The organism is Lentzea sp. NPDC055074 (genome assembly GCF_053608005.1).
The window spans coordinates 301,497-325,614 of record NZ_JBSGUQ010000004.1 but is presented as its reverse complement, the minus strand read 5'-3'; the positions used below and the strand labels follow the sequence as shown (position 1 = coordinate 325,614).

Here is a 24,118-nt window from a genome sequence, read left to right as displayed (position 1 = left end):
CGTTCAATTGGGTTATCCCCGTCCCGGAGGTGCCTGTGACGGTTCACGTCGAAGCAATGCTCAGTCTCGAGTGGTCTGAAGCACTCGAGGTCCCCAACTCTCCTGACCTGGCCGGAGCGCCCGCGGAGGCGCGTCGTTCCTGGGTGAACCAGGCGGACGAGGAGCAGGTCCTCTCCACCTACCGCGCCGTGAGCGCGGTGGGGAACGCTCCCGCGCCGTGGTGGCTGCGGGCGCTCGACCGCGGCAAGCTGAAGTCACGTGCCGAAGGTCATGCCGTGGAGGACGCGGTGACCGACCTGCTCGCTGCCCGTCCCGGCTGGGTCTTCGTGCCGTGGGCCGACTACGGCGAGATCGGCTACTGGGAGTACGTCCCGTCGGAGAGCGGTGTCTACGGGCCCGCGACCCCGACAACGGTGCAGTTCACCGACTCGCACCGCGGGTTCATCCACCTCGTGCCCGCCCACCGCGGGGCCGGTCGGCCGTCGCCGATCGACTTCACCGTCGATGACCTGCGTACTCAGATCGAGGACATCGAACTGATTGCCTAGAATGTCCCGTCGTGACCAGGCCTGAGTTCCCCCGTTCCATCGTCAGCTTCGTCCAGCGCGGCGAGCGCATGACCGTGGGCCAGGAACGTGCCTGGGACACGTACTGGGAGAAGATGGGCAACGACGTCAAGTCGTTGCCCGAGGGGCCGCTGGACTTCGACTCGTGGTTCGGCCGTTCCGCGCCCGTGCTGCTGGAGATCGGTTCCGGCATGGGCGAGACCACCTCCCAGCTCGTGGCCGCCGCGCCCGAGCTGAACTACGTCGCCGCCGAGGTCTACAAGCCCGGCCTCGCCCAGCTGCTGCTGCGCGCCGAGCACCTCGGCGGTCTCGACAACCTGCGGGTGCTGCGCGGTGACGCCGTCGTCCTGCTGACCGACCACATCGCTCCCGCGTCGTTGCACGGCGTGCGGATCTTCTTCCCGGACCCGTGGCCGAAGAAGAAGCACCACAAGCGCCGGCTCGTGCAGCCGGAGTTCGTGTCGCTGATCGCGTCGCGGCTGGAGCCGGGCGGCGTGCTGCACCTCGCGACGGACTGGGAGAACTACGCCGACCAGATGCTCGAGGTGTGTTCGGGCGAGCGGCTGCTGACCAACGTGTACGACGGCTGGGCCCCACGGCCGGACTGGCGGCCCGTCACGAAGTTCGAGCAGCGCGCGGTCAACGAGGACCGGGTCTCGCACGACCTGATGTTCAGGCGGAACGACCTCACCTGATCGAGGTCTCAAGCCGATCGAGTGAACACCAAGGGTCTACCGTTCACTCGACGGAGTGGCCGGTGTTGATCACCCGAAATGCCCCGAGTGGCAGTGACGCGTGAGGCTGTTCCGGCCTTAGCGTCTCGCTCCGTGACCCCCGACGTCCTCCCCGTCGCGGAGGAGTTCGTCCGCATGTTCCACGCGGCGCACTCCGACGCAGGCTCGCTGACCGCCCGCATCGCCCAGGTGCGCGCCGAGATCACCGAGACCGGAACCTACCGCCACACCACCAACGAGCTCGCGTACGGCGCGCGGATCGCGTTGCGCGACTCCGGCTGGTGCACCTCCGGTGTGCCCTGGCGCCGTCTGAAGGTCCGCGATCTGCGCGGCTACCGCAACGCCGCCGCCGTCGCCGGCGAGTGCGTCGAGCACCTGCGGCTCGCGACCAACGGCGGCGAGATCCGGCCGCTGGTCACGGTTTTCGCGCCGGACGCACCCGGCACGCCCGGTCCGGTGATCTGGAACGAGCAGCTGATCCGGTACGCCGGGTACGCCGACGGGATGGGGGACCGCCGGTACACCCAGTTCACCGAGACGATGCAGGGGATGGGGTGGCGTCCGCCCGTGCGGCGCTCACGCTTCGATCTGCTGCCGTTGGTGGTGGAGACGCAGCACGAGGGCCCGCGGCTGTTCACGCTGCCGTCCGAGATCGTGCACGAAGTTCCTTTGGAGCACCCGACTCTGCCGTGGTTCGGCGAGATGGGCCTGCGCTGGCACGCGGTTCCGGTCATCTCGAACATGCGGCTGTCGATCGGTGGCGTGAACTACCCCGCCGCGCCGTTCAACTCGTGGTTCGTCGGCGCCGAGATCGGCACGCGGTCACTGGCCGAGGAAGGTGCCTACGGTGTGGCACGCGAGGTCGCCGAGGCGTTGGGCCTGGACACCTCGTCCGAACGCACGCTGTGGCGGGACTTCGCGACCGTTCACCTGAACGCTGCAGTGCTGCACTCGTTCGACAAGGCGGCCGTCACCATCACGGACCACCACGCCGAAGCGTTGCACCGTCTCGCCTGGCTGCGTTCGCGCCAACGCCCTTCGGCGGCGCGTCCGGCTTTCCGGCTCGACACAGCGGCCGCGGCGCGCGCACGGAACGGTTCTCCGGCGCGCTTCACGGCCGCGTTGGACGAAACCCGTCCTCAACCGACGAGCAGGCTGGCGGAGCTGCTCCGCCAGCACAGTTCCCTGACCAGCGTCTGACTTCCCCATCACACGCTGGTCCGGCGACTAGTTCTTCGAGTCGATCATCACGCCGGACAGAGCCATCAACGCAAGGACCAACAGGCCGACCACCGCGGCGGCCCAAGTGAACACAACTGACAACATGGCGTCCTCCGTTTCCGTACTTCCGCTCCTCCAGAGTCCGTGACCACCGCGTAATCCGGCATCCGCCGTGAGAGTGTTTCCGCAGGTCGTCCCCTCAGCCTTCTGGCTGATGCCCGGGTAGAACCAAGGTCGGACGCGCGATCACTCTTTCGGCCCTACTGTGGCTCGGGTGGAGAGCACGGACTTGACCTGGCGGCGGCTCGCCGAACGTCAGTGGCCGCTGGCGATCGCGCTCACCGCCATCGCCCTGCTGGAGACCGGGTCGATCTCGACCGATCTCGGCTGGTGGCAGGTACCGGGAATCGCGGTGATCTGCGTGATCGCCGTGCTCGCACCGCGCAGACCGTTCGACGCCGCCCTCGCGCTGGCGTTCGCCGTCGCCTGCGTGGCCGTCTACATGCGGCTGCTCGGGGTGGCGCTCGAACCACACCTCTTCTGGAGCGGCGCGGGCATCTCGATGACCGGCGCGGCGATGGCCACCATCGCGACTCTCGTGCGGGACTCCCCGCGTATCAAGGCAGTCGCCGGAACCCTGGTCGTGCTCGCGGCCATGGCGTTCGCGGAGATCCTGGGCTGGCCGATCGTGGCACCGCGCGATTATCGCGAGTGGAGCCCGGACACGTGGAACTTCGGGATCGCGGCGTTCGTGCTGCTCGTCCTGTCGGTCGGCAGCGGGATGTACTTCCGGGCCCGGGACAACGAACGGGCCTCGCAGCTCGCCGCTTCCGTTGCGGCGGCCCAGAACGCCGAGCGGATGGCGTTGGCGCGCGAGCTGCACGACGTGGTCGCGCACTACGTGACGGCGATCGTCGTGCACGCGCAGGCAGGTCAGCTCAACCGCGAGGTCGACGTGCTGCCGGCGATCGCGTCGTCCGGGACGGAGGCGTTGACGGCGATGCGCCGCCTGGTCGGCACCATGCGGGACGGATCTTCCTCGGAGGGTCCCGCCGCGTCCTCGTCGCTGATGGACGACGTGCGGGAGCTGGCCGCCGAGTCCGAGCTGCCCGTGCGGCTCGCGTTCGACCTGAAGGACGCGGTGCCGCAGGAGCTGGCGCGCTCCGTGCTGCGGCTGGTGCAGGAATCACTGACGAACACCCAGAAACACGCGGCTGCGGTGTCCTCAGTGGAGGTTTCACTGTCCTCTGGGGACGGTGTGCTGCACCTGGCCGTGCTCGACGACGGCGTCGCGTCCGGCGTGCCCGTCGGGGGCTCGGGAGGCTACGGGCTCGTCGGCATGCGCGAGCGCGCGGAACTGCTGGGCGGCACGTTCTCCGCAGGCCGACGCGAACCGACTGGATGGACGGTCCGCGCCGATCTGCCGATCAGCTAGCTCAGCTGTCGTCGCGGATGACTTCGAACTCCTGAGTCATCTCGAGATCGCTGAGCTGGTCGTCGTTCTGAGGGTCGATGTCGGCCACTGATTGCCTCCGCATGATCACGCCCGGTCGCGGGTTGTGATCATGCCAACTCAGCGCCGGGTCGGCGGCTTGGGGGTGGCGGGCTTCTGCGCGCGGCGGAACTGTCCACTGGACGTGCACGGCTTCTTCGACATGATCTTGAGACGCCCCTGTCCTACCCGTGGTTGCTCGTGAATGCACAAAGGGCCCGTCGCTCATGCGTGACGGGCCCCTTGGATGGGGAAAAGTTTTAGGCCGGGGCGGACCCTGGGGGTCGGCCCGCGCCCGACAGGACGAGGATTCCCATCACGTCCGGAAGTATGCGTGCTTGTGACCGGCATCACAGTGGCAGGATTCATCGCATGTCACTGCGTCTGCACGCTCCGGTGGTCCTGCCCTGCGACCCGTCCTGCGCCGTGTTGCGCGACGCGGTCGTGGACGTCGTCGACGGCCGGATCACCTACGTGGGTGCCGCTTCGGAGGCCCCCGCCTTCGACGGCGAGGTCCGGTCGCTGTCCGGCGTCCTGATGCCCGGCCTGATCAACACCCACGCGCACAGCCCGATGACGGTGCTGCGCGGCCTGGGCTCCGACCTGCCGCTGCTGAGGTGGCTGCAGGAGGCCATGTGGCCGAACGAGGCGAACATGACGCCCGCCGACATCGGCACCGGCATGCTGCTGGGCGCCGTCGAGATGCTGCGGCACGGCGTCACGACGTCCGCCGAGATGTACTTCCACGGCCCTGAGCTGGTGTCCTCGGTGCTCGCGGCCGGCTCACGCGTGGTGTTCGGCGGCGCGATCCTCGACGTGCCCGGCATGGACTGGAAGGGCCTGACCGGCGAGATCTCCGCGTGGATCGACGCCGACGGCCTGCGCTTCGGCCCCGGTGAGCGGGTCGAGCTGGCCTACGGGCCGCACTCCGCCTACACGCTGTCGGCCCCGCAGCTGACGTCGATCGCTCACGAGGCCCGCGAGCGGAACGCGCTGTTCATGGTGCACGTGGCCGAGTCGCCGTTCGAGGACGAGGCCGCCCGCGCCGAGTTCGGCTCGGTGCCCGCGTTGATGAAGGCCTCGGACGTGCTGGGCGGCCGCGTGCTGTCCGCACACTCCGTGCACCTGTCGGACGACGACATCGCGCTGTACGCGTCGTACGGCGTCGGTGTGGCGCACTGCCCGGCGTCGAACGCGAAGCTCGCGTCGGGAATCGCGCGGGTGCCGGAGATGCTGGCCGCCGGCGTGCCGGTCGGCCTGGGCACCGACGGCCCGGCCTCGAGCGACGACCTGGACCTGCTGGCGGCCGCACGGCTCGCCGGGCTGTTCGCGCGCGTCTCGAAGATGGACGCCACCGTGCTCGGCGCCGCGCAGGCGTTGCTGATGGCCACCCGAGGTGGCGCCGACGCCCTCGGCCGCGACGACATCGGCGCGCTCGAGGCCGGGCGCTGGGCCGACGTCGTGCACATCGACGCCGACGACCCCGCGTTCGCGACCGGGCTGGACGCGCCGGACGGGCAGCTGCTGGCGAACCTGGTGTGGGCCGCCGGATCGCGCCGGGTCACCGACGTGTGGGTGGCCGGTGACCACGTCGTGGCCGGTGGGGAGTCCACGCGGGTGGACCGGCACGAGGCGCAGGCCGGCGTGACCGCGGTGGCGCGACGACTGCGGAGCGTCAACCCGTAACCACAGGCTGTTGACAGACCTGTGGACAACTAGTGCGGGCGGGACCGCACGTTGATCTCGGTGATGTGGGCGTCGGGCGTCGCCAGCACGGCCGACGCCACCGCCCGCCCCACCGAGGCCGGGTCGATGTACTTCGACGGGTCGTACTCGCCGCCCTCCTGGCGCCGCACGTCCTCCTGCATGGGCGTGGCGGTGCGGCCGGGGTAGACAGTGGTCACCCTCAGCGCCGGCTCGTCGCCGCGCAACGCGTCGGCATAGGCCCGCAGTGCGAACTTCGACGCGGCGTAGACGCCCCAGCCCGGGTTCGCGGCGAGGCCCGCACCCGAGTTGATCAGCACGACGTGGCCGCCGGCCTCGCGGAGCTGCGGCAGGACGAGGTTCGTCAGCTCGGCGACGGCGAAGACGTTCACGTCGAACGTCCTGCGCCAGTCCTCCTGGGTGGCCTCGCCCAGCGGTCCGAGCAGGGCGATGCCGGCGCTGTGGACGATCACGTCGAGGCGGGAGAGCGGGCCCAGGTCGGCCGACGCGACGTTCGTCAGGTCGAACGGCCAGGCCTGCGCTCCGGGGAGCTCGGCGGCCAGGACGGACAGGGAGTCCTCGTCGCGTCCGCCTAGCAGCAGGTCGTGGGTGGGGGCCAGACTTCGGGCGATGGCCGAGCCGATTCCGCTGGATGCCCCGGTGACGAGGGCGACCGGACGATCACTCATGGGGGGACCATAGTGCCCAGGAAGTTGATCCTGCCGTACCTGTGCCTGCTCTACTTCATCAACTACCTGGACCGGGTCAACATCGGGTTCGCCGGGCCCAACGGCATGTCGGAGGAGCTCCAGCTCAGCGCGACGGTGTTCGGGTTCGCGTCCGGGGTGTTCTTCATCGGGTACCTGCTGCTCGAGGTGCCGAGCAACCTGGCGCTGCACAAGTTCGGGGCGAGGCGGTGGATCGCGCGGATCATGGTCAGCTGGGGGATCGTCGCCACGGCCATGGCGTTCGTGCCGAACGGGACCGTGCTGATCGTGCTGCGGTTCCTGCTGGGCGTGGCGGAGGCCGGGTTCTTCCCGGGGATCATCCTGTACCTGACGTACTGGTACCCGCAGAAGGAACGGGCGCGGATCGTCGCGCTGTTCATGGTGGCGGTGCCGATCTCGACGGCGCTCGGGGCCACGTTCAGCGGGTTGCTGATCGAGTGGACCGGCTGGCGCACGATGTTCCTCATCGAGGGGTTGCCGGCGATCGCGCTGGCGTTCGTGACGTGGTTCTGGCTGCCGGACAGGCCCGCCGAGGCGGTCGAGCAGCCGAAGGAAGAGCACTGGCCGTTGAAGAAGGCCCTGACGCACCCGCGGATCCTGGCGTTGAGCTTCGTGTACTTCGGGATCGTCTACGGGCTGTACACGCTGGGGTTCTTCCTGCCGACGATCATCAAGGGGCTCGCGCCGGACGCGGGCATCGTCGAGCGCGGGCTGATCAACGCGATCCCGTACGTCCTCGGCGCGGTCGCCATGGTCCTGTGGGCCAGGCACGGCGACCGCACCGGAGAGCGGAAGTGGCACGTCGCCGCGCCCATGCTGCTGGGTGGAGCGGCGATCCCTTTCGCTCTGCACCTCGACAACCCCGTCGCGGCGATGGTCGCGGTCTCCGTCTGCGCCATCGGTGTCTGCGCCGCACTGCCGACGTTCTGGGCACTTCCCACGAGTTTCCTCGGCGGTGCGGCCGCGGCGGGCGGGATCGCGTTGATCAACTCACTGGGCAACCTGAGCGGCTTCGTCGCCCCTTACGTCACCGGAACGCTCCGCGACCTCACCGGAACCCAGAAGACCGGCCTCTGGGTCGTCGGCATCACGATGGTCGTGGCAGCGGTCGTCGCGCTCGTTCAGAGGGCAGGGACCGAGAAGGTGTAGAGCGCTTCGTACTTGACGGAGGTCTGGGCGCCTTCGGTGCAGCTGCCGGCGGGTGCGACGCCGCCCTTGGTGTTGAGGCGCTGCACGTAGCTGACGCCGGCGAAGACACCCGCGCCCCTGGTGGACTTGGCCTTCAGGAGGAGCTCCGGAACGGCTCCGGGCACCTCGTTGCGGGCTCCGTCGACCGGGGCGGCCTCGACGGCGCTGCCGTCGACGGTGGAGACCCAGATCGGACCGCGCGAGTGCAGTCCGACCGCCCTGCCGAGCCGGTCCGCCAGTGTCGCAGCGGGTTCGAGGCCCTTCCACGCTCCGGCTGTGCAGGTGTAGGTCTGCACGCCCTTGGCGTAGAACTTCTCGACGACCTTGTTACCGGACGGGACCTGGACCGCGGGTGCGACCCTCGCGGCGTAGTCGTCCATGGCAGCCGGGGTCGGCGCCGCGGTGGAGCCGACACCTCCCGCCAGGATGCCCAGAAGGGTTGATGCGACCAGGACGATGCCAGTTCGTTTCATCACCTGCTGTCGTACGGGCCGAAAAACGGACCGGTTCAGTGCCGTCTCAGTTGGCGGGCGCGTAGAAGGTGTAGAGGGCCTTGTACGAGACCGAGGTCTGCGCGCCGGCCTTGCAGCCACCAGTTGGGGCGACGCCGCCCTCGGTCGCGAGGCGCTGGACGTAGGTGACCTTGCCGAACAGGCCGTCGCCGCGCACGGCCTTGGCCTTGAGCAGGAGCTCGGGCACCGCGCCCTTGACGTCGTTCTTGGCACCGTCGACGGGTGCCGCCTCGACCGCGCTGCCGTCCACCGTGGAGATCCAGACGGGGCCGCGGGAGTGGATGATGATCGGCTTGTCGTTCTTGTCCACGAGCGTCGCGGTGGGCTCCAGACCCTTCCACGCGTTGCCCGTGCAGGAGTAAGTCTGGACACCCGTGGCCCGGTACTCGCCGACCAGTTCCTGACCCGCGGGGACCTGGACCGCTGCCGCGACGGGCGTGTCCTCCGCCTGAGCGACGGGAGTGGGGGTAGCGGTGCCGGCGGTGGGGGTGCCACACGCAGCAAGACCCAGAAGAGCAGCAGCACCAACGAGAAGACGAACGTTCACGACTCACTCCAAAGTGGACGACCAAAGTGGACTTTCCTTTGGCTGTCCGCGGTGCAGCCACCCATCACACGGACGGGCGGCCGCACCGGTTCACAAGGTCAGAGTGACCCGGACCACATGATCAGTCGCAGATCTTGCGACGGTCCTTGCGCCACACCACCGCGACGGACGGACGCGGCTGCGAGGTGCCACCGTCCGGCCAGTGCGAGAGCGGGTTGTTGGCCGAGGCGCCGTCGATCTCGCCGGGGTGCTGCACGGACACCAGCACGAAGTCCTCGGTGATCACCGGGCCGCAGGTCTCCGCGCCCTTGGGGACGGTGAGGAACTGCTTGACCTGGCCGCGGCGCTTGCCGGAGACGGGCACCGCGAACAGGCCGTCGTTGGAGCCCAGCGCGTTGCCGTCCGTGGAGATCCACAGGTTGCCGTGCGTGTCGAACGCGACGTTGTCCGGGCAGGAGATCGCGCTGACCTGCGACTTGTCGTAGCCGCCGAAGTACGTGCCGGGGTCCTTGGGGTCGCCGCAGACGAGCAGCAGCTTCCACGAGAACGTCAGCGCCGTGTTGTCGCTGCGGCGCTCCTCGATCTCCAGGACGTGGCCGTGCTTGTTGCCGTTGCGCGGGTTGATCTCGGTCGGGCCTTCCTTGCCCGCCTTGCCGCGGTCGGTGTTGTTGGTCAGCGCGGCGTAGATCCGGCGGTTGTGCGTCGAGGGCTCGACGTCCTCCGGGCGGTCCATCTTCGTGGCGCCCATCTTGTCCGCGGCGAGGCGCGTGAAGACGTAGACCTCCTCGGCGGTGAAGCCGGGGACGAACGACTTGTCGTTGTGCGCCAGCGCGATCCACTCGCCGGAGCCGTCGAACTCGCCGTCGGCGGGCAGCTTGCCGGTGCCGTCGATCTCGGCCGCCGGGCTGTCACCGGTGAACTTGGCGACGTAGAGCGTTCCCTTGTCCAGCAGCTGCTTGTTGTGCTCGCGGGCGCGCTTCGACTGGCCCTTCTGCATCTTCTCGTCGGTGACGAACTTGTACATGTAGTCGAAGCGCTCGTCGTCGCCCATGTACGCGACCACACGGCCGTCCTTGGCGACGATGACGTTCGCGCCCTCGTGCTTGAAGCGGCCGAGCGCGGTGTGCTTGACCGGCGTCGAGTTCTTGTCGAGCGGGTCGATCTCGACGATCCAGCCGAACCTGTTGGCCTCGTTGGGTTCCTGGGCCAGGTCGAAGCGCTTGTCGAAGCGCTCCCACTGGCGCAGGGACGCGCCGCCGCTGATTCCGTAGCGGGCGAACTTGGCCTTGGTGTCCGGGTCCGTGACGTTGCCGCCGTTGGCGAAGTACTGGTTGAAGTTCTCCTCGCCGGACAGGATCGTGCCCCACGGCGTGACGCCACCGGCGCAGTTGTTCTGCGTGCCCAGGACCTTGCGGCCCGTCGGGTCGGCGGAGGTCTTGAGGTACTTGGACCCGGCGGCCGGACCCTTGACCTCGAACGGCGTCGTGAGGGTGATGCGGCGGTTGTACTTCTTCTTGTCGTCCGGGCAGACGAAGAGCTTGCCGGTGCGCGGGTCGCGGTCGACCATCACGACGGACAGGCCGTGAGCGGCCCACGCGATCTTGGCGTGCTTCTCGGTGATCGTGGTCGTGGACCAGTCCTTGAACATGAAGGACTCGGTCGTGTACTCGTGGTTGCTCACCATGAGCCAGCTGTCGTGGTAGCCCGGAACCGGGACCAGACCGCAGAAGTCGTTGTTGAAGCCGAACTGCTTGGCCTGCGCCTCGGGCGTCTGGTTGTCGAAGTCGAACTTCGGCGCGTCGTCCAGCACCCCGTCGCCCCAGCGGATGACGACGTCCTGCTGGAAACCCTCGGGGACGCTGATCTGGTCGAGGGTGTTGGGCGCCACCGGCTCGAAGTTCAGACCGCCGGGGTCGTTGCCGCCGCCGTGACCGCGGGCCTCGGCGTTCGCCGGAGCGGCGGTGGCGGAACCGGAGAACGCGAGGGCGCCGGCACCGGCGGCCGCGACGACCGCACCGGCCTTCAGCATGCCGCGGCGGCTCACGACCTCCTTGACGACGTCGCCGAAGTACGCGTTGGCGGACGAGTTGGGCGCCTCGTGCGCGCAGGCGTTGCCGCAGCGGAACTCGCAGGTGACCGCCTGCCGCCCGAGCGGGTGGCCGGCCGTGAGGAGGGGCAGCAGACGACGGCCCCGATCGGTGGGTGAGGACACGCAGGCCTCCGAGATCGGTCAGTGTGGGAACTGGCCGAACCTAAGAGCCGAACGAGTTCGCCAGCCGTCCAGAAGATGAACGGCGGGCGAACTCGTACTACACCCGAACGATCACAGCACGCGCCGTGATCAGCCGATCTCTCCCAGTTGACGATGACCCTTGCGCCACACCGCCACGACGGACGGCCTGGGCCTCGACGTGCCCCGGTCCGGCCAGTTCGAGACGGGCTTGTCGGCACTCGCGCCGTCCACCTCACCGGGGTGCTGGACGCACACGGTGATCACCCGCTCGCCGATCACCGGGCCGCACGTCTCGCCCCCGCGCGGCACCGTGAGGAACAGCTTGAGGTGACCGCGTTCCGGGCCTTCCAGCGGCACGCCGTAGAGGCCGTCGTTCAGCCCGTCGAGCTTGCCGTCGGCGTCGGTGGAGATCCACAGGTTGCCGTGCCGGTCGAACGCGACGTTGTCCGGACTGGAGATCGGGCTGACCTGCGTCTTGTCGTAGCCGCCGAAGTAGGTGTTCGGGTCCTCGGGGAAGCCGCAGACCAGGAACAGGCCCCAGTTGAACGTCAGCGCGAGCGCGTCGCCCCGGCGTTCGGTCAGCTCCAGCACCTGGCCGTGGCGGTTGTTGACGCGCGGGTTCGGCTCGGTCGCGCCCTCCTTGCCGGCGGTGACGCCGCGCTCGACGTTGTTGCTGAGCGCGCAGTAGACCGTGCCGGTGCGCGGGTGGCACTGGATGTCCTCGGGGCGGTCCATCTTCGTGGCGCCGACCTTGTCCGCGGCGATGCGCGTGAAGACGTACACCTCTTCGGCCGTCATGCCCGGCACGAACGACTTCTTGCCCGCCGCCAGCGGGATCCACTCGCCGGTGCCGTCGAACTTGCCGTCGCTGGGCAGCCTTCCGGTGCCGTCGATCTCGCTCACCGGGCTGTCGCCCTTGAAGCGGCCCACGTAGAGCGTGCCGTCGTCGAGGAGCGTCATGTTGTGGCGGCGCGCGGCCTTGCTGTTGCCGCGCTTCATCTTCCCGTTGGAGATGAACTTGTAGATGTACTCGAACCGCTCGTCGTCACCGGAGTAGGCGACGATGCGGCCGTCGTCGGCGACGCGGATGTTCGCGGTCTCGTGCTTGAAGCGGCCGAGGTGCGTGTGCTTGACCGGCGTGGAGTCCGGGTCGTGCGGGTCGAGCTCGATGACCCAGCCGAACCTGTTGACCTCGTTGGGTTCCTGCGCCAGGTCCCAGCGCTTGTCGAAGCGCTCCCACTTGCGCGTGGTCGCGGTGCCGGTGACGCCGTACCTCGTGAGCCTCGGGTCGTTGCGGGTCGCGGCGTTGCCGAAGTACTGGTTGAAGTTCTCCTCGCCGGACAGGATCGTGCCCCACGGCGTGACGCCGCCGGCGCAGTTGTTGATCGTGCCGAAGACCTTCTTGCCGGTGGGGTCGACGGAGGTCTTCAGCAGGTCGCTGCCGGCCGCCGGACCGCGCACCTCGAACGGGGTGTTGAGGGTGATGCGGCGGTTGTACTTGCTGAACCGCGGCCGGTAGTGGCCGGAGAACAGCGAGCGCTTGATCATGAAGACCGAGAGGCCGTGGGCGGCCCAGCCGATCTTCACCTGCTCCTCGGTGGGGTTGTTCGCGTCGTAGCCGCGGAACATGAACGGCTCGCTGGTGTACTCGTGGTTCGTGACCATGATCCCGCTGAGCTCCAGCGGGTCCAGCGGCAGGATGGCGGCGAAGTCGCAGTTGAAGCCGAACTGCTTCTCCTGCTTCGCGGCGGTCTGGTCGTCGAAGTCGAACTCGGGAACGCCGGGGAAGAGCGGGTCGCCCCAGCGGATCACGATCCCCTGCTCGTACCCCTCGGGGACGACGACCTCGTCCTTGGTGTTGACCGCGACGGGCTTGAAGTCGAGTCCCCTGGGTGGGCGGCCCTGGGACTTCGCTTCGGGTTCCGCGGCGGCCGCTGCCGTCGCGGGTGCGGCGATGGTGGCCGCGGCCGCGACGACCGCACCGGCCTTGAGCGCGGTGCGGCGGCTGACCAGGTCACCGAAGTACGGGTTGTCCGAGGTGTTCGGGACCTCGTGGAAGCACGCGTCCCCGCAGCGGTACTCGCATGTCACCGCCGCTCTGCCGACGCGGTGGTTGACGAGTGGCAGAGGGATCATGGTGGTGGCCTCCTACGGTCGGTGCGGGAACCAGCACCGACCGTAGGCTTCCGTTCATGCTTTGTTAACCCACAAGTTGTTCACCCGCGAGGACAGCTTCGGACGGAACGTCCCTTGTGTCCGTCCGGTTGAACGTCAGCAGTGCGGCGGCCACGAGGCAGAGGACCGCGGCGACGACGAACGGCTGGGCCAGGTGGCTCACGAACGTCGCGGCCAGCGCGCCGCCGAGCCACCGCAGGAAGTTGTACCCGGCACTGGCGACCGGCCGCGGCGCGTCGCTGACGCTCATCGCGGTACCGGTGAACAACGTGTTGAGCAGGCCGCTCACCAGGCCACTCAGGACGACCGCGACCACCAGCAGAGGCTTGGCGGGCACCGCCATCAGCAGCATCAGCACGGCGAAGGCCAGCACGGATCCGATGATCGCGGCCTTCTCACCGACCCGGTCAGCGAGCCTCGGCGCGAGGAAGACGCTCGACACGGCGACGCACACGCCCCAGCCGAAGAAGATCAGTCCGATCTCGACGGCACCCCATTGCAGGACGAACGGCGACCAGGCGAGAACTGTGAAGAACGCGGCCGTGTAGAGGGCCGCTCCGATCGAGGTGCGCAGCAGGGTCGGGTTCCGCAGCGCCCTGAGCGGGTCGAGCAGGCCGATCCTCGGACGTTCGACGTGCGAGTCCTTGGCCAGGAACGTTGCACAAAGGATCAATGCCGCCGCCATCAGGACCGCCGTCCCGAGGAACGGCCCGCGCCACGAGAAGCTGCCGAGCAACGCGCCGAGGAGCGGCCCGACGCTCAGACCGAGACCGAGCGCGGCCTCGTAGAGCAGGATCGCGGCCTTCTGCCCGCCGCTGGCAGCGCCGACGATGACGCTGAGCGCGGTGGCGATGAAGAACGCGTTGCCGAGCCCCCACACGGCCCGCAGTCCGACGAGCTGGCCGATGCTCCCCGCCGCGGAACAGGCGAGCGTCGCCACGACGATCAGCGCGAGGCCTCCCACGAGCGTGCGCTTGGCCCCGAACCGCGCCGTCGCCGCGCCCGTGAAGAGCATCGCCACGACCTGGACGCCGAGGTAGGAGGAGAACAGGAGGGTGACCTGCGCGGGTGTTGCGTGCAGACCCTCTGCGATGGACAGCAGGATCGGGTCCACGAGCCCGATCCCCATGAATGCGATGACCGCGGCGAACGCGGTGATCCACACCTGTTTGGGCTGAGCCTTGAAATTCACTTAGCTATCCTAACTGATTTTGCTTAGCATAGCGAAGTATCGTGGGCCACAGGGTACGGTTCGTGGCGTGGATGCGGTGATCTTCGACCTCGACGGCGTGCTGATCGACTCCGAGCAGGTGTGGGACGAGGTGCGCCGGTCGTTCGCCGCCGCCCACGGCGGCACGTGGACCGCTGAGGCGACCCGGGCCATGCAGGGGATGTCGACGCCGGAGTGGGGCGCGTACCTGGTGTCGCTGGGCGTGCGGCTGACCGCGGCCGAGGCGTCCGCCGGCGTGATCGCCGAGATGGAGAAGGCCTACGCCGCGCATCTCCCGCTCATCCCGGGCGCCGACGAGACGGTCCGTCTCGTCTCGTCACGGTTCCAGGTCGCGATCGCGTCGTCCGCGCCGGCCGTGCTGATCAGGGCGTTCCTGGACGCGACCGGCCTGGACGTACCGGTTGCCGTGTCGTCGGAGTCGTGCGCCTCCGGCAAGCCCTCACCGGACGTCTACCTGGCGGCAGCCGCACAACTCGGCGTCGACCCCGCTCTCTGCTACGCCGTCGAGGACTCGACCAACGGTCTGAAGGCCGCGCTGGCAGCGGGGATGACCGTGCTGGCCGTGCCGAACCCGCACTTCCCGCCCGCGTCCGACGTGCTGGCTCAGGTCCGGGTGCTGTCCTCGGTCGCCGACCTGCCGGACGCGCTCGCGTAGCTGGTCGCGGCCATGCCGATGGCGAGGCAGGTGCAGGCGACGACGCCCTTCGGCCAGTAGATGTGGCTGCTGAGGAAGAGGTAGCTGCCCAGCATCAGGAAGACCGCGCCCGGCAGCGCCTTCAGCCGGTGGTCGATCAACGCGCACACCGCGATCGCGAGACTGGCGGCGAAGAAGCACCACGCACCGACGGTTCCGAGCTGGTTGCCGATCTTGAACAGCGGCGCGTCCGCACTGGTCCGCCCGCCGTTGGCCAGCGTCATGGCACCTCCGCCGATGCCTGCCAGCGCGTCGAGGGCGCCGTAGAAGACGACGTAGCCGAACGTCGCCGCGCGGGCCGGGTAGCGGACGTAGCGCGGGCTGCCGTCGAGCAGAACCCATTGCGCGGCACCGAGGAGCGGGAAGACCACCGCGAGGATGACGTGCATGTCCCGCCACCACTGGGCGGTCGACGCGTCCAGGTGGTGCGGGTGGGTCAGGCCGATGCCGGCGAGGACCAGGCCGGGGAGGGCGACGAGCAGCGTGCGCACCGGGCGAACCTAGCGGAAGCAGCACTTTCGCTGAGACTCCGAACCCGCGAACGCGTCTGTGCCGGAAGGGCCACCGCTGCCTAGCGTGGCGGCATGACGCAACGAGTTGCCGTGGTCACCGGCACCGCCCAGGGCATGGGCCTGCGGATCGCCGACGTGCTGCGCGAGGACGGGTTCGCCGTCGTCGGCTTCGACCTGCAGGAGAGCAAGGACGGGATCGTCGGCAACGTGGCGAGTGCCGCCGACGTCCAGCGCCTGACCGAGCACGTCACGAGCACCCACGGGCGGGTGGACGTGCTGGTCAACAACGCGGGGATCGCCGGCATCGTGCCGTTCGAGGACACCAGCCTCGAGCAGTGGGAACGGATCATGGCGGTCAACCTGACCGGGCCGTTCCTGCTCACGCAGGCGCTGGGCAAGGTCATGCTGGCCCAGGGCAGCGGCAGTGTCGTCAACATCGCGAGCGTCGCCGGGCTGCAGGGGGTGGCGGACCGGGCCGCGTACAACACGACGAAGCACGGGCTGATCGGGTTGACGCGCACGCTCGCCGTCGAGTGGGGCGGGCGGGGGATCCGGGTCAACGCCGTGTGTCCCGGCTGGGTCAAGACCGAGATGGACGTCGAGTCGCAGGCCGGCGGGTACTACGTCGACGAGGACATCACCGACCACGTGCCGATGAACCGGTTCGCGGCGCCCGATGACATCGCTCAGGCCGTGCGGTTCCTCGCCGGCGACAACGCGAGGTACATCAACGGGGTCGCGCTGCCGGTCGACGGCGGGTGGACCGCGGACGACAGCTGGCAGAAGCTGCGGCTGTCCAAGCGCTGACGGCAAGGGCCGCCCTCCCGCGGGAGAGCGGCCCTCATCACGTCAGACTTCGCCGCGAATGAACTTCTCGACGGCCTCGTGCGCCTCGGAGTCCGAGTACTGCACGGGCGGGGACTTCATGAAGTACGACGACGCCGAGAGGATCGGGCCGCCGATACCCCGGTCGAGGGCGATCTTCGCCGCGCGGACCGCGTCGATGATGATGCCCGCGGAGTTCGGGGAGTCCCAGACCTCCAGCTTGTACTCGAGGTTCAGCGGCACGTCGCCGAAGGCGCGGCCTTCGAGACGCACGTAGGCCCACTTGCGGTCGTCGAGCCACGCCACGTAGTCGGACGGGCCGATGTGGACGTTGCGCTTGCCCATCTCGCGGTCCACCTGGGACGTGACGGCCTGGGTCTTGGAGACCTTCTTGGACTCCAGTCGCTCCAGTTCCTTCATGTTCAGGAAGTCCATGTTGCCGCCCACGTTCAGCTGCATGGTGCGGTCGAGCTGGACACCGCGGTCCTCGAACAGCTTCGCCAGCACGCGGTGCGTGATGGTGGCGCCGACCTGGGACTTGATGTCGTCACCGACGATCGGGACGCCGGCGGCGCGGAACTTCTCCGCCCACTCCGGGTCCGACGCGATGAAGACCGGCAGGGCGTTGACGAAGCCGACACCGGCGTCGATGGCGCACTGGGCGTAGAAGCGGTCCGCGTCCTCAGAACCCACGGGCAGGTACGAGACCAGCACGTCGACCTCGGCCTCGCGCAGCGCCGCGACCACGTCGACCGGCTCGGAGTCGGACTCCTCGATCGTCTCCCGGTAGAACTTCCCGAGACCGTCGTAGGTGTGACCCCGCTGGACGACGACACCGAGCGGCGGCACGTCCGCGATCTTGATCGTGTTGTTCTCGCTGGCCCCGATGGCCTCGGAGAGATCGACACCGACCTTCTTGGCGTCGACGTCGAACGCTGCGACGAACTCGACATCGCGCACGTGGTAGTCACCGAACTGCACGTGCATCAGACCGGGCACGCGGGTGCTCGGGTCGGCGTCACGGTAGTAGTGGACGCCCTGCACCAGCGACGCCGCGCAGTTGCCCACCCCGACGATGGCCACTCGAACGGTGCGGCGGTTTTCGCCCATTGCCGAGTCCTCCTTGATCAACAGTGAATCGCTACTCGTCCTGCTCGGACTTCTCGTGCGCGATGAGCTCGTTGAGCCACCGCACCTCGCGCTCCGTGCTTTCCAGGCCTTGGCTGTGCAGCTCACGGGTGTAGCGGTCGATCTGCTCGCCCGTGCGCGTGAGCCGCTCGCGAAGCCCTTCCCTGCGTTCTTCGACACACCGCCGGCGGCCCTCCAGGATGCGCATCCTGACGTCGGCCGGCGTGCGCGAGAAGAACGCCAGGTGGACTCCGAACGAGTCGTCGTCCCAGGTCTGCGGACCCGCGTCGGCCAGGAGGTCGGCGAACCGCTCCTTGCCTTCCGGTGTCAGCTCGTAGACCTTGCGAGCCCGACGTCCCCAAGAAAGAGCCGAGTCCTCCGGCCCCTCCTCCACGATCAGGCCCGCCCTCTGGAGTCGCCGCAGTGTTGGGTACAGCGATCCGTAGGAGAACGCGCGAAACGCTCCGAGCAGGTCATGCAAGCGCTTGCGCAGCTCGTAGCCGTGCATGGGCGCCTCGTGCAGCAGGCCGAGCAGCGCGAACTCGAACACGAGTCACCTCCTCGCACCTGCACCGATAGGTGAGGCGATTATATCGGCTCGATACATCGATGGCCTCTTTCAACTGTGGGATGTGGCACACCGTGATACCGCGTCGGGCCCTGCTGCCCTGAACGGCCCATCATCGGAAAGCGCCCGGCACGTACTCTTGTCACGTGTTGACCCAACGACAGGTGGTGGACTACTCGCTGCAGCGCCGTGCGCTGCTGGCGGAGGTCTATGCCGGTCGCACGGGCACCATGGAGGTCTGCGACGCGAACCCGTACCTGCTGCGAGCTGCGAAGTTCCACGGAACGGCGACCGAAGTGCCTTGCCCCGTGTGCCGCAAGGAACCGCTGACTCACGTGTCGTGGGTCTACGGTGACGAGCTCAAGCACGCGGCCGGCTCGGCGCGCACGCCTGAAGAACTGGTGAAGATGGCGAACCTCTTCGACGAGTTCTCCGTGTACCTAGTTGAAGTTTGTCGCACGTGCAGTTGGAACCACCTGGTGCAGTCATACGTCCTGGGGAAGCGTGGGCTGGAAAAGCCACGCAGGAGGACCGCGGCGGAATGACGTTCAGGCGACACTGCTCCGAATGAAGTACGACCACCGAACCGTGTGCTGATGCACGCCGGTCTGGGAGGCCTTTTCACGTGAACGACCAGCATGATGACCGGCAGCGCGGAGGCGAGCCGCAGTGGCCGACCGGGGACGACCCGGACGGCGGCGGCACGAGGCGCGATGTCCCGAATCAGCCACGACCGGGCACCCCGCCCGGTGGTTTCGCGCGCCCTCCCCAGGGTGGCACGCCACCTGGTGGTTTCCCACAGCAGCAGCCCCCACGCCGCCCGAACGGACCAGGCGGTCCGCAGGGTGTGCCCGGTGGGCCGCAGGGTGGGCCAGGGCGGCCCGTGAGCGGTCCCGGAGCTCCGCAAGGAGGCCCCGGAGGTCCGCAGGGCGGTCCAGGTGGTCCCGGTGGTCCGGGCAACCGCCCGCCGACGCCTCCCGGTGGCATGCCCATCGCCCCGCCCCCCGGTGCTCGTCGCCCCGGTGGACCGGGCGGTCCCGGCGGTCCGCAGGGTGGCCCTGGCGGCCCCGGTCGCCCCGGCATGCCCCCGCGCGTCCCCGGCGAGGAGCGCACCACGCAGATGCCGCCGGTCAACCGGCCGACGCAGCGCGAGCCCGAGCTCATCACCCACCGCGAGCCCGACGACGAGTTCCTCATGGCCGGCGTGGACGACGACGAGGACGAGTACTACGACGACGAGCCGGAGCTCACCGAAGACGAGGAGCGTCGTCTGCGCAAGAAGAAGATCTGGAAGCGTGTCCGGATCGCCGCGTTCGTCTCGATCGGTCTGATGCTCCTCGGCCCGGTGATCGCCATCGCGGTCGCGTACCCGCTCGTCGACTGGCCGCGCCCGAACGAGATCGCGGACGCCCAGGACAAGACGATCACCCTGCTCTACTCGGACGGCTCCGAGATGGGCAAGATCACCTCGCCCGGCCAGAACCGCACGCTGCTCACGTACGAGGAGCTCCCGGACACCGTCAAGCAGGCCGTCATGGCCGCGGAGGACGCGAACTTCTACGACAACCCCGGCTTCGACGCGAAGGCCATCGTCCGCGCCGTGTGGCTCCAGGCGACCGGCGGCAGCTCGGGTGGTTCCGGTCTGACGCAGCAGTACATCAAGAAGGCGACCGGCAAAGAGGAAGCGACGCTGACTCGTAAGTTCACCGAGCTCGTCAAGGCCTACAAGATGAGCAACGAGTCGGACCACAACACGATCCTCACCGCGTACATGAACACCGTGTACTTCGGTCGTGGCGCGAACGGCATGAAGGCCGCGGCGCAGGTCTACTACAACAAGCAGATGAAGGACCTGACTCCTTCGGAAGCCGCGTTCATCGCCGGCATGATCCAGATTCCTTCGTGGTCGGAGGACGAGGACCACGCGAAGAAGCGCTGGGAATTCGTGATGAAACAGTTGCGCGAGAAGGGGTGGCTCAGCCAGGCGGACTACGACGCCCGCCAGTACCCGACGCCGCTGCCGTTCGAGCAGACGCAGCCCGCGAGCCTCGAAGGCCCGCTCGCCCGCGTCAGCCAGCAGGTCCAGAACGAGATCGACAGCGAGCTCGTCGGCCTCACGATGGAGAAGGCGCAGAAGGTCGGCGTCACGGTCACCACGACGATCGACCCGAAGATGCAGGCCGCCGCGACCGACGCCGTGAACTCGGTGATGGCCGGTCAGGACCCGGACCTCCGCACGTCGCTCAGCGCGATCGAGCCCCAGTCCGGCGCCGTCAGGGCCTACTACCCGGGCAAGGACGGCCTCAAGGGCATCGACTACGCCAAGGGCACGATCCAGGAGGCCGGCTCGTCGTTCAAGCCGTTCGACCTGGTGGCCGCCCTGAAGATGGGCAAGGGCATCGGCGACACCTACGACGCCACGCCGCGCAAGATCGCCGGCGTCGAGATCCGCAACGCCGGCAACAGCCAGTGCGGCAAGCAGTGCCCGATCAAGCAGGCCATGAAGGAGTCCCTCAACACCGTGTTCTACGACATGGTGGCGGGCCCGGAGGGCACCGGCACGAAGGCGGTGGCGGACGCGGCGCACGCGGCCGGCATCCCGAAGACCGTGATGGTCGGCGGCCAGGCGAAGCAGACGCTGGTCGGTGAGGGCGGCAACCCGCCCACCGCCGGTATCTCCATCGGCGCCGACAGCGCCCAGGTGCGGCCGTTCGACATGGCCTCGGCCTTCGCGACGTTCGCGGCCCGCGGCATCTACCGCGCCCCGTTCTTCGTCACGAAGATCGTGGGTCCGACCGGTGACGTCCTCTACCAGCACGTCGACCAGCCCGTTCCGGCGTTCGACCCGGTCGAGACGAAGAGCCGCGACATCGCCGACAACGTCACCGAGACGTTGAAGGAGATCCCGTCGGGCGCGATCGCCTGTGCCGGTGGCCGCCCGTGTGCCGGCAAGACCGGTACGCACGAGCTCCCCGGCAGCCTCGACCAGAACTCGAAGGCCTGGATGGTCGGCTACACGCCGCAGCTGTCCGCCTCGGTGTGGGTCGGCAAGGACCAGGGCAACGTGGCGATCAAGAACAAGGAGGGCAAGGCCATCTTCGGTAGTGGTCTGCCCGGCCTGATGTGGAAGAAGTTCATGGACGGGGCCCTCGCGGGCGCGCAGAAGGAAGCGTTCCCGAAGCCGGTTCCGCTGGGCCAGTTCAACCCGCCCAAGAAGTCCGAGCCGCCGGCGCCGCCGTCCAGCAACAACCAGCCGTCGAGCAACAACAACCAGCCGACGCAGACGTCGGAGCCGGGCAAGCCGACCTCGACGAAGCCGCAGAACCCCGGTTGCATCCCGGGGATCAACTGCCCGGACCCGTCCGATGATCCCGAGACGTCGACCAGTGGTCGACCTCGACCAGGTGGCTGACCGCTGAAGGGGCCCGGTGCACTCGCACCGGGCCCCTTCGCTTTGTGCGTTACCTGGGATGTTGACCACGGCGAAACGGTCTTGGCCGTAACATCCGCCCCGTGCCCAGCAGCCCTGCCGAGCTTCCCCCCGAGGCGTCCGAGAAGGACCTCGCCGAGGAGACCGACTCGCTCTCCCGCGAAGAGCGCGTCGCACCCACGTGGACCGAGTCACTCGCTCGCGGCCTGAGCAGACCGTTCGGCGGTCCGCTCGGTGAGCACGCGCAGGTCGGCCGGAACTACTTCTGGACGGCGCTGCGGGTGGTCCTGATGCTCGCCGTGGTCACGTTGCTGCTGGGCTGGGTGCAGAAGTCGCCGTGCGTCCAGCAGTACGTGGACGACAAGGGCGTCGTGCAGCTCGACTGGCGGGGCAGCAAGCAGTTCACCGCGCTCTGCTACTCCGACACGGTGCCGCTCTACACCGCGGAACGGCTCGACCAGCGCGGTTCCTTCCCGTACATCACGTCGTGGAAGGACGACGAGGGCAAGCCGACCGAGCACGTCCGGTACATGGAGTACCCCGTGGTCACCGGCTTGTTCATGTGGCTCAACGCGCGTGTGGCGCAGGGGCTCGTGGCGCTCGTGCCCGGGATGCCCATGACGGTGATCGTGTTCTTCAACGTCACGGCGTTCTGGCTGGCCGTCGCCTGGCTGGTGACGGTGTTCTCGGTCGCCCGGATCGCCCGGAGGCGTACGTGGGACGCCGCCATCGTCGCCGTGTCACCGCTGGTCGTCGTGCACGCGTTCACGAACTTCGACACCATCGCGACGGCGTTCGCGACCGCCGGCCTGCTGGCGTGGGCGCGGAAGAAACCCGTGCTCGCCGGTGTGCTGCTGGGGCTCGGTGGTGCGGCGAAGCTCTATCCGTTGTTCCTGCTCGGGCCGTTGCTCTTGTTGTGCTGGCGGTCCAACAGGATCAAGGTCGGTATCACCACCACCGCGGCGGCCATAGGCGCGTGGGCGCTCGTCAACGCGCCGATCGCCCTGAACCCGGCGTCGCAGACCGGTTGGCGGGAGTTCTTCCGCCTCAACACCGAACGCAACGCGGACCCCGACACGCTCTACAACGTGCTCGTGCAGTGGACGGGCTGGCCCGGCTTCGATCCCGGGCTGACTCAGGGACAACCGCCGACGGTGCTCAACACCGTCAGCATGGTGCTGTTCCTCGTCTGCTGCGCCGGCATCGCCTACGTCGCCCTCTCGGCGCCGACGAGGCCGCGGCTCGCGCAGCTCGGGTTCCTGGTCGTGGCGGCGTTCCTGCTGACGAACAAGGTGTGGAGCCCGCAGTACTCGCTGTGGCTGGTGCCGCTGGCTGTGCTCGCGTTGCCGCGCTGGAAGCTGCTGCTGGCGTGGATGGCGGTCGACGCGCTGGTGTGGGTGCCGCGCATGTACTTCTACCTCGGCACGGACAACAAGGGTCTGCCGATCGACTGGTTCCTCGGCGCCGTGCTGCTGCGTGACGCCGCCGTCATCGCGTTGTGCGTGATGATCCTCAAGGAGATCTACCACCCGGAGCGCGACCTCGTGCGGATGGCGGGTGACGACCCGTTGGAGGGCGTGCTGGCCGACGCGCCGGACCGCCCGTTGGTCAGACCCGCACGAGGCGAGCCATTGCACCGAATGCGTTCCCGTTCGGATGCAGGTGATCACCGGAGTCGAACTCCGGACGCAGTCTGAGCGGATCGGCGGGGTCGCGGACGGCCTCGTCGAAGTCGATGGCGTCGGGGAAGGTGGCGCGGATCCACGCGTTCACCTTCTGCCGCTGCTGCTCCCGTTCCTCGGTCCAGGAGAACCAGCCGCGCCACGGCGTGATGGTGCCGACGTGGAACTCCACACCCGCGTTCTGGCATCGCAGCTGCACGGTGCGGATGCCCGCGATGACGTTCTCGGCGTTCACGCCGCTCTGGATGTCGTTGATGCCACCGAGCAGCACGACCTTGCGGACTTCCTTGCTGTACAGGACGTCCCTGTACACACGGGTGACCATCGGCGCGTTGCCGAGCACCACGCCGTTGCCGTTGATGCCCGCGTTCAGGACCGCGTAGTCGCTCCGCACCAACGACGGCCAGGTGTTCTCGTAGAAGCCCTCGGTGATCGAGTCGCCGAACATCACCACCGCCCCCGGCGCGGTGAAGCCCGCGACCTCGACGGCCGAGACGAGGCAGATCTGCTCGCGGGTCGACGTGATCGTGCGGTGTGCGCGGGCCTGGCACGGTGTGCCGGCGGGGGAGTACGTGCCGACCTCGAGCGTCTTGGTGGTCTTCAGCTGCACGGCGTCGCTGTAGACCTCGGCACGGGCCCTGATCGTGACGGCGCGGGAGCGGCCGAACGTGAGCTGCCGCGTCTCGCCGTCCGCCGTTACGGTGGCCTGCTCGACGCGGACCGGCTTGGTGCCCATGAGGTTCGACAGCCGCACCCGGACCGAGGTGCCGCCCGCCGCGAGGTCGACCGTCGTGCGCACGCTCGGGTCCGGCACGGAACCGGAGAGCGTCGGCACGGCCTGCCACACGGGCAGCCAGCGGATCACCTCCGACCGCACGGGCACGCCGGAGGCGCCGCAGGCCAGCAGCAACGCCAGCACGATGATCACCCTCACGGGTGAAGTCTGCG

At 68.6% G+C, this 24,118-nt stretch carries 22 protein-coding genes; 11 read left to right on the top strand and 11 right to left on the bottom strand.

What is annotated here, in order from left to right; translation table 11 throughout:
- The first annotated feature begins 56 nt into the window (after positions 1–56).
- From ACWF7A_RS11975 to ACWF7A_RS11960, 4 genes are all read left to right on the top strand, one after another.
- Positions 57–548, top strand: coding sequence for a hypothetical protein (locus ACWF7A_RS11975; RefSeq protein WP_452250436.1), 492 nt, complete (start codon positions 57–59; stop codon positions 546–548).
- A 68-nt stretch (positions 549–616) separates the two neighbouring features.
- A complete protein-coding gene (gene trmB, locus ACWF7A_RS11970; protein WP_229693779.1) occupies positions 617–1,261 on the top strand; it encodes a tRNA (guanosine(46)-N7)-methyltransferase TrmB in 645 nt (214 codons plus the stop codon).
- 132 nt (positions 1,262–1,393) lie between these two features.
- Complete coding sequence (locus ACWF7A_RS11965) at positions 1,394–2,500, top strand: nitric oxide synthase oxygenase (RefSeq protein WP_452250435.1); 1,107 nt, start codon at positions 1,394–1,396, stop codon at positions 2,498–2,500.
- 295 nt (positions 2,501–2,795) lie between these two features.
- A complete protein-coding gene (locus ACWF7A_RS11960) occupies positions 2,796–3,956 on the top strand; it encodes a sensor histidine kinase (protein ID WP_452250434.1) in 1,161 nt (386 codons plus the stop codon).
- Position 3,957: 1 nt separating this feature from the next.
- Here the strand turns inward: ACWF7A_RS11960 and ACWF7A_RS11955 are convergent, their stop codons facing one another.
- Positions 3,958–4,164, bottom strand: a complete 207-nt coding sequence (locus ACWF7A_RS11955) for a hypothetical protein (protein WP_452250433.1) — start codon at positions 4,162–4,164, stop codon at positions 3,958–3,960.
- A 221-nt stretch (positions 4,165–4,385) separates the two neighbouring features.
- Between ACWF7A_RS11955 and ACWF7A_RS11950 the strand changes: the two genes are divergently transcribed.
- On the top strand, positions 4,386–5,699 hold the full coding sequence (locus tag ACWF7A_RS11950; RefSeq protein WP_452250432.1) for an amidohydrolase family protein: 1,314 nt from the start codon (positions 4,386–4,388) through the stop codon (positions 5,697–5,699).
- A gap of 29 nt (positions 5,700–5,728) precedes the next feature.
- Here the strand turns inward: ACWF7A_RS11950 and ACWF7A_RS11945 are convergent, their stop codons facing one another.
- Complete coding sequence (locus ACWF7A_RS11945; RefSeq protein WP_452250431.1) at positions 5,729–6,406, bottom strand: SDR family oxidoreductase; 678 nt, start codon at positions 6,404–6,406, stop codon at positions 5,729–5,731.
- Between the two features lie 12 nt (positions 6,407–6,418).
- Here ACWF7A_RS11945 and ACWF7A_RS11940 point away from each other — a divergent pair, with 12 nt between their 5' ends.
- Positions 6,419–7,594, top strand: coding sequence for an MFS transporter (locus ACWF7A_RS11940; protein ID WP_452250430.1), 1,176 nt, complete (start codon positions 6,419–6,421; stop codon positions 7,592–7,594).
- Here ACWF7A_RS11940 and ACWF7A_RS11935 read toward each other — a convergent pair.
- The 5 genes from ACWF7A_RS11935 to ACWF7A_RS11915 all read right to left on the bottom strand — a co-directional run bounded on the left by ACWF7A_RS11935 (position 7,567) and on the right by ACWF7A_RS11915 (position 14,292).
- Positions 7,567–8,106 carry a DUF3455 domain-containing protein gene (locus ACWF7A_RS11935; protein ID WP_452250429.1) on the bottom strand — a complete coding sequence of 180 codons (540 nt, stop codon included), beginning with the start codon at positions 8,104–8,106 and terminating at the stop codon, positions 7,567–7,569. The two genes, ACWF7A_RS11940 and ACWF7A_RS11935, sit on opposite strands and share 28 nt — an antisense overlap.
- 46 nt (positions 8,107–8,152) lie before the next feature.
- Positions 8,153–8,692: a DUF3455 domain-containing protein gene (locus tag ACWF7A_RS11930; protein ID WP_452250428.1), complete on the bottom strand. Its 540-nt coding sequence runs from the start codon at positions 8,690–8,692 to the stop codon at positions 8,153–8,155.
- 121 nt (positions 8,693–8,813) lie between these two features.
- A complete protein-coding gene (locus ACWF7A_RS11925) occupies positions 8,814–10,904 on the bottom strand; it encodes a PhoX family protein (RefSeq protein WP_452250427.1) in 2,091 nt (696 codons plus the stop codon).
- A 129-nt stretch (positions 10,905–11,033) separates the two neighbouring features.
- The gene (locus tag ACWF7A_RS11920; RefSeq protein WP_452250426.1) at positions 11,034–13,061 is read right to left on the bottom strand and encodes a PhoX family protein; all 2,028 of its coding nucleotides are present in this window, start codon (positions 13,059–13,061) and stop codon (positions 11,034–11,036) included.
- Between the two features lie 64 nt (positions 13,062–13,125).
- Positions 13,126–14,292: an MFS transporter gene (locus ACWF7A_RS11915; protein WP_452250425.1), complete on the bottom strand. Its 1,167-nt coding sequence runs from the start codon at positions 14,290–14,292 to the stop codon at positions 13,126–13,128.
- Between the two features lie 67 nt (positions 14,293–14,359).
- On the opposite strand from ACWF7A_RS11915, the gene ACWF7A_RS11910 reads away from it, so the two are divergent.
- The gene (locus ACWF7A_RS11910; protein ID WP_452250424.1) at positions 14,360–14,986 is read left to right on the top strand and encodes an HAD family hydrolase; all 627 of its coding nucleotides are present in this window, start codon (positions 14,360–14,362) and stop codon (positions 14,984–14,986) included.
- Here ACWF7A_RS11910 and ACWF7A_RS11905 read toward each other — a convergent pair.
- A complete protein-coding gene (locus tag ACWF7A_RS11905; protein WP_452250423.1) occupies positions 14,935–15,516 on the bottom strand; it encodes a hypothetical protein in 582 nt (193 codons plus the stop codon). The genes ACWF7A_RS11910 and ACWF7A_RS11905 overlap by 52 nt on opposite strands.
- A 93-nt stretch (positions 15,517–15,609) precedes the next feature.
- Between ACWF7A_RS11905 and ACWF7A_RS11900 the strand changes: the two genes are divergently transcribed.
- Positions 15,610–16,344 (top strand): SDR family NAD(P)-dependent oxidoreductase, encoded by a 735-nt coding sequence (locus ACWF7A_RS11900; RefSeq protein WP_452250422.1) that lies wholly within the window; start codon positions 15,610–15,612, stop codon positions 16,342–16,344.
- A 42-nt stretch (positions 16,345–16,386) separates the two neighbouring features.
- Here ACWF7A_RS11900 and ACWF7A_RS11895 read toward each other — a convergent pair whose 3' ends face one another.
- Positions 16,387–17,472 carry an inositol-3-phosphate synthase gene (locus ACWF7A_RS11895; RefSeq protein ID WP_452250421.1) on the bottom strand — a complete coding sequence of 362 codons (1,086 nt, stop codon included), beginning with the start codon at positions 17,470–17,472 and terminating at the stop codon, positions 16,387–16,389.
- Between the two features lie 31 nt (positions 17,473–17,503).
- Positions 17,504–18,040, bottom strand: coding sequence for a PadR family transcriptional regulator (locus ACWF7A_RS11890; protein WP_452250420.1), 537 nt, complete (start codon positions 18,038–18,040; stop codon positions 17,504–17,506).
- 164 nt (positions 18,041–18,204) lie between these two features.
- Between ACWF7A_RS11890 and ACWF7A_RS11885 the strand changes: the two genes are divergently transcribed.
- The 3 genes from ACWF7A_RS11885 to ACWF7A_RS11875 all read left to right on the top strand — a co-directional run bounded on the left by ACWF7A_RS11885 (position 18,205) and on the right by ACWF7A_RS11875 (position 23,185).
- Positions 18,205–18,603 carry a DUF5318 domain-containing protein gene (locus ACWF7A_RS11885; RefSeq protein WP_189157467.1) on the top strand — a complete coding sequence of 133 codons (399 nt, stop codon included), beginning with the start codon at positions 18,205–18,207 and terminating at the stop codon, positions 18,601–18,603.
- Between the two features lie 536 nt (positions 18,604–19,139).
- The gene (locus tag ACWF7A_RS11880) at positions 19,140–21,470 is read left to right on the top strand and encodes a transglycosylase domain-containing protein (protein WP_452250419.1); all 2,331 of its coding nucleotides are present in this window, start codon (positions 19,140–19,142) and stop codon (positions 21,468–21,470) included.
- A gap of 101 nt (positions 21,471–21,571) precedes the next feature.
- The gene (locus ACWF7A_RS11875) at positions 21,572–23,185 is read left to right on the top strand and encodes a glycosyltransferase family 87 protein (protein WP_452250418.1); all 1,614 of its coding nucleotides are present in this window, start codon (positions 21,572–21,574) and stop codon (positions 23,183–23,185) included.
- Here the strand turns inward: ACWF7A_RS11875 and ACWF7A_RS11870 are convergent.
- Positions 23,097–24,104, bottom strand: a complete 1,008-nt coding sequence (locus ACWF7A_RS11870; RefSeq protein WP_452250417.1) for a GDSL-type esterase/lipase family protein — start codon at positions 24,102–24,104, stop codon at positions 23,097–23,099. The two genes, ACWF7A_RS11875 and ACWF7A_RS11870, sit on opposite strands and share 89 nt — an antisense overlap.
- Positions 24,105–24,118 lie beyond the last annotated feature (14 nt).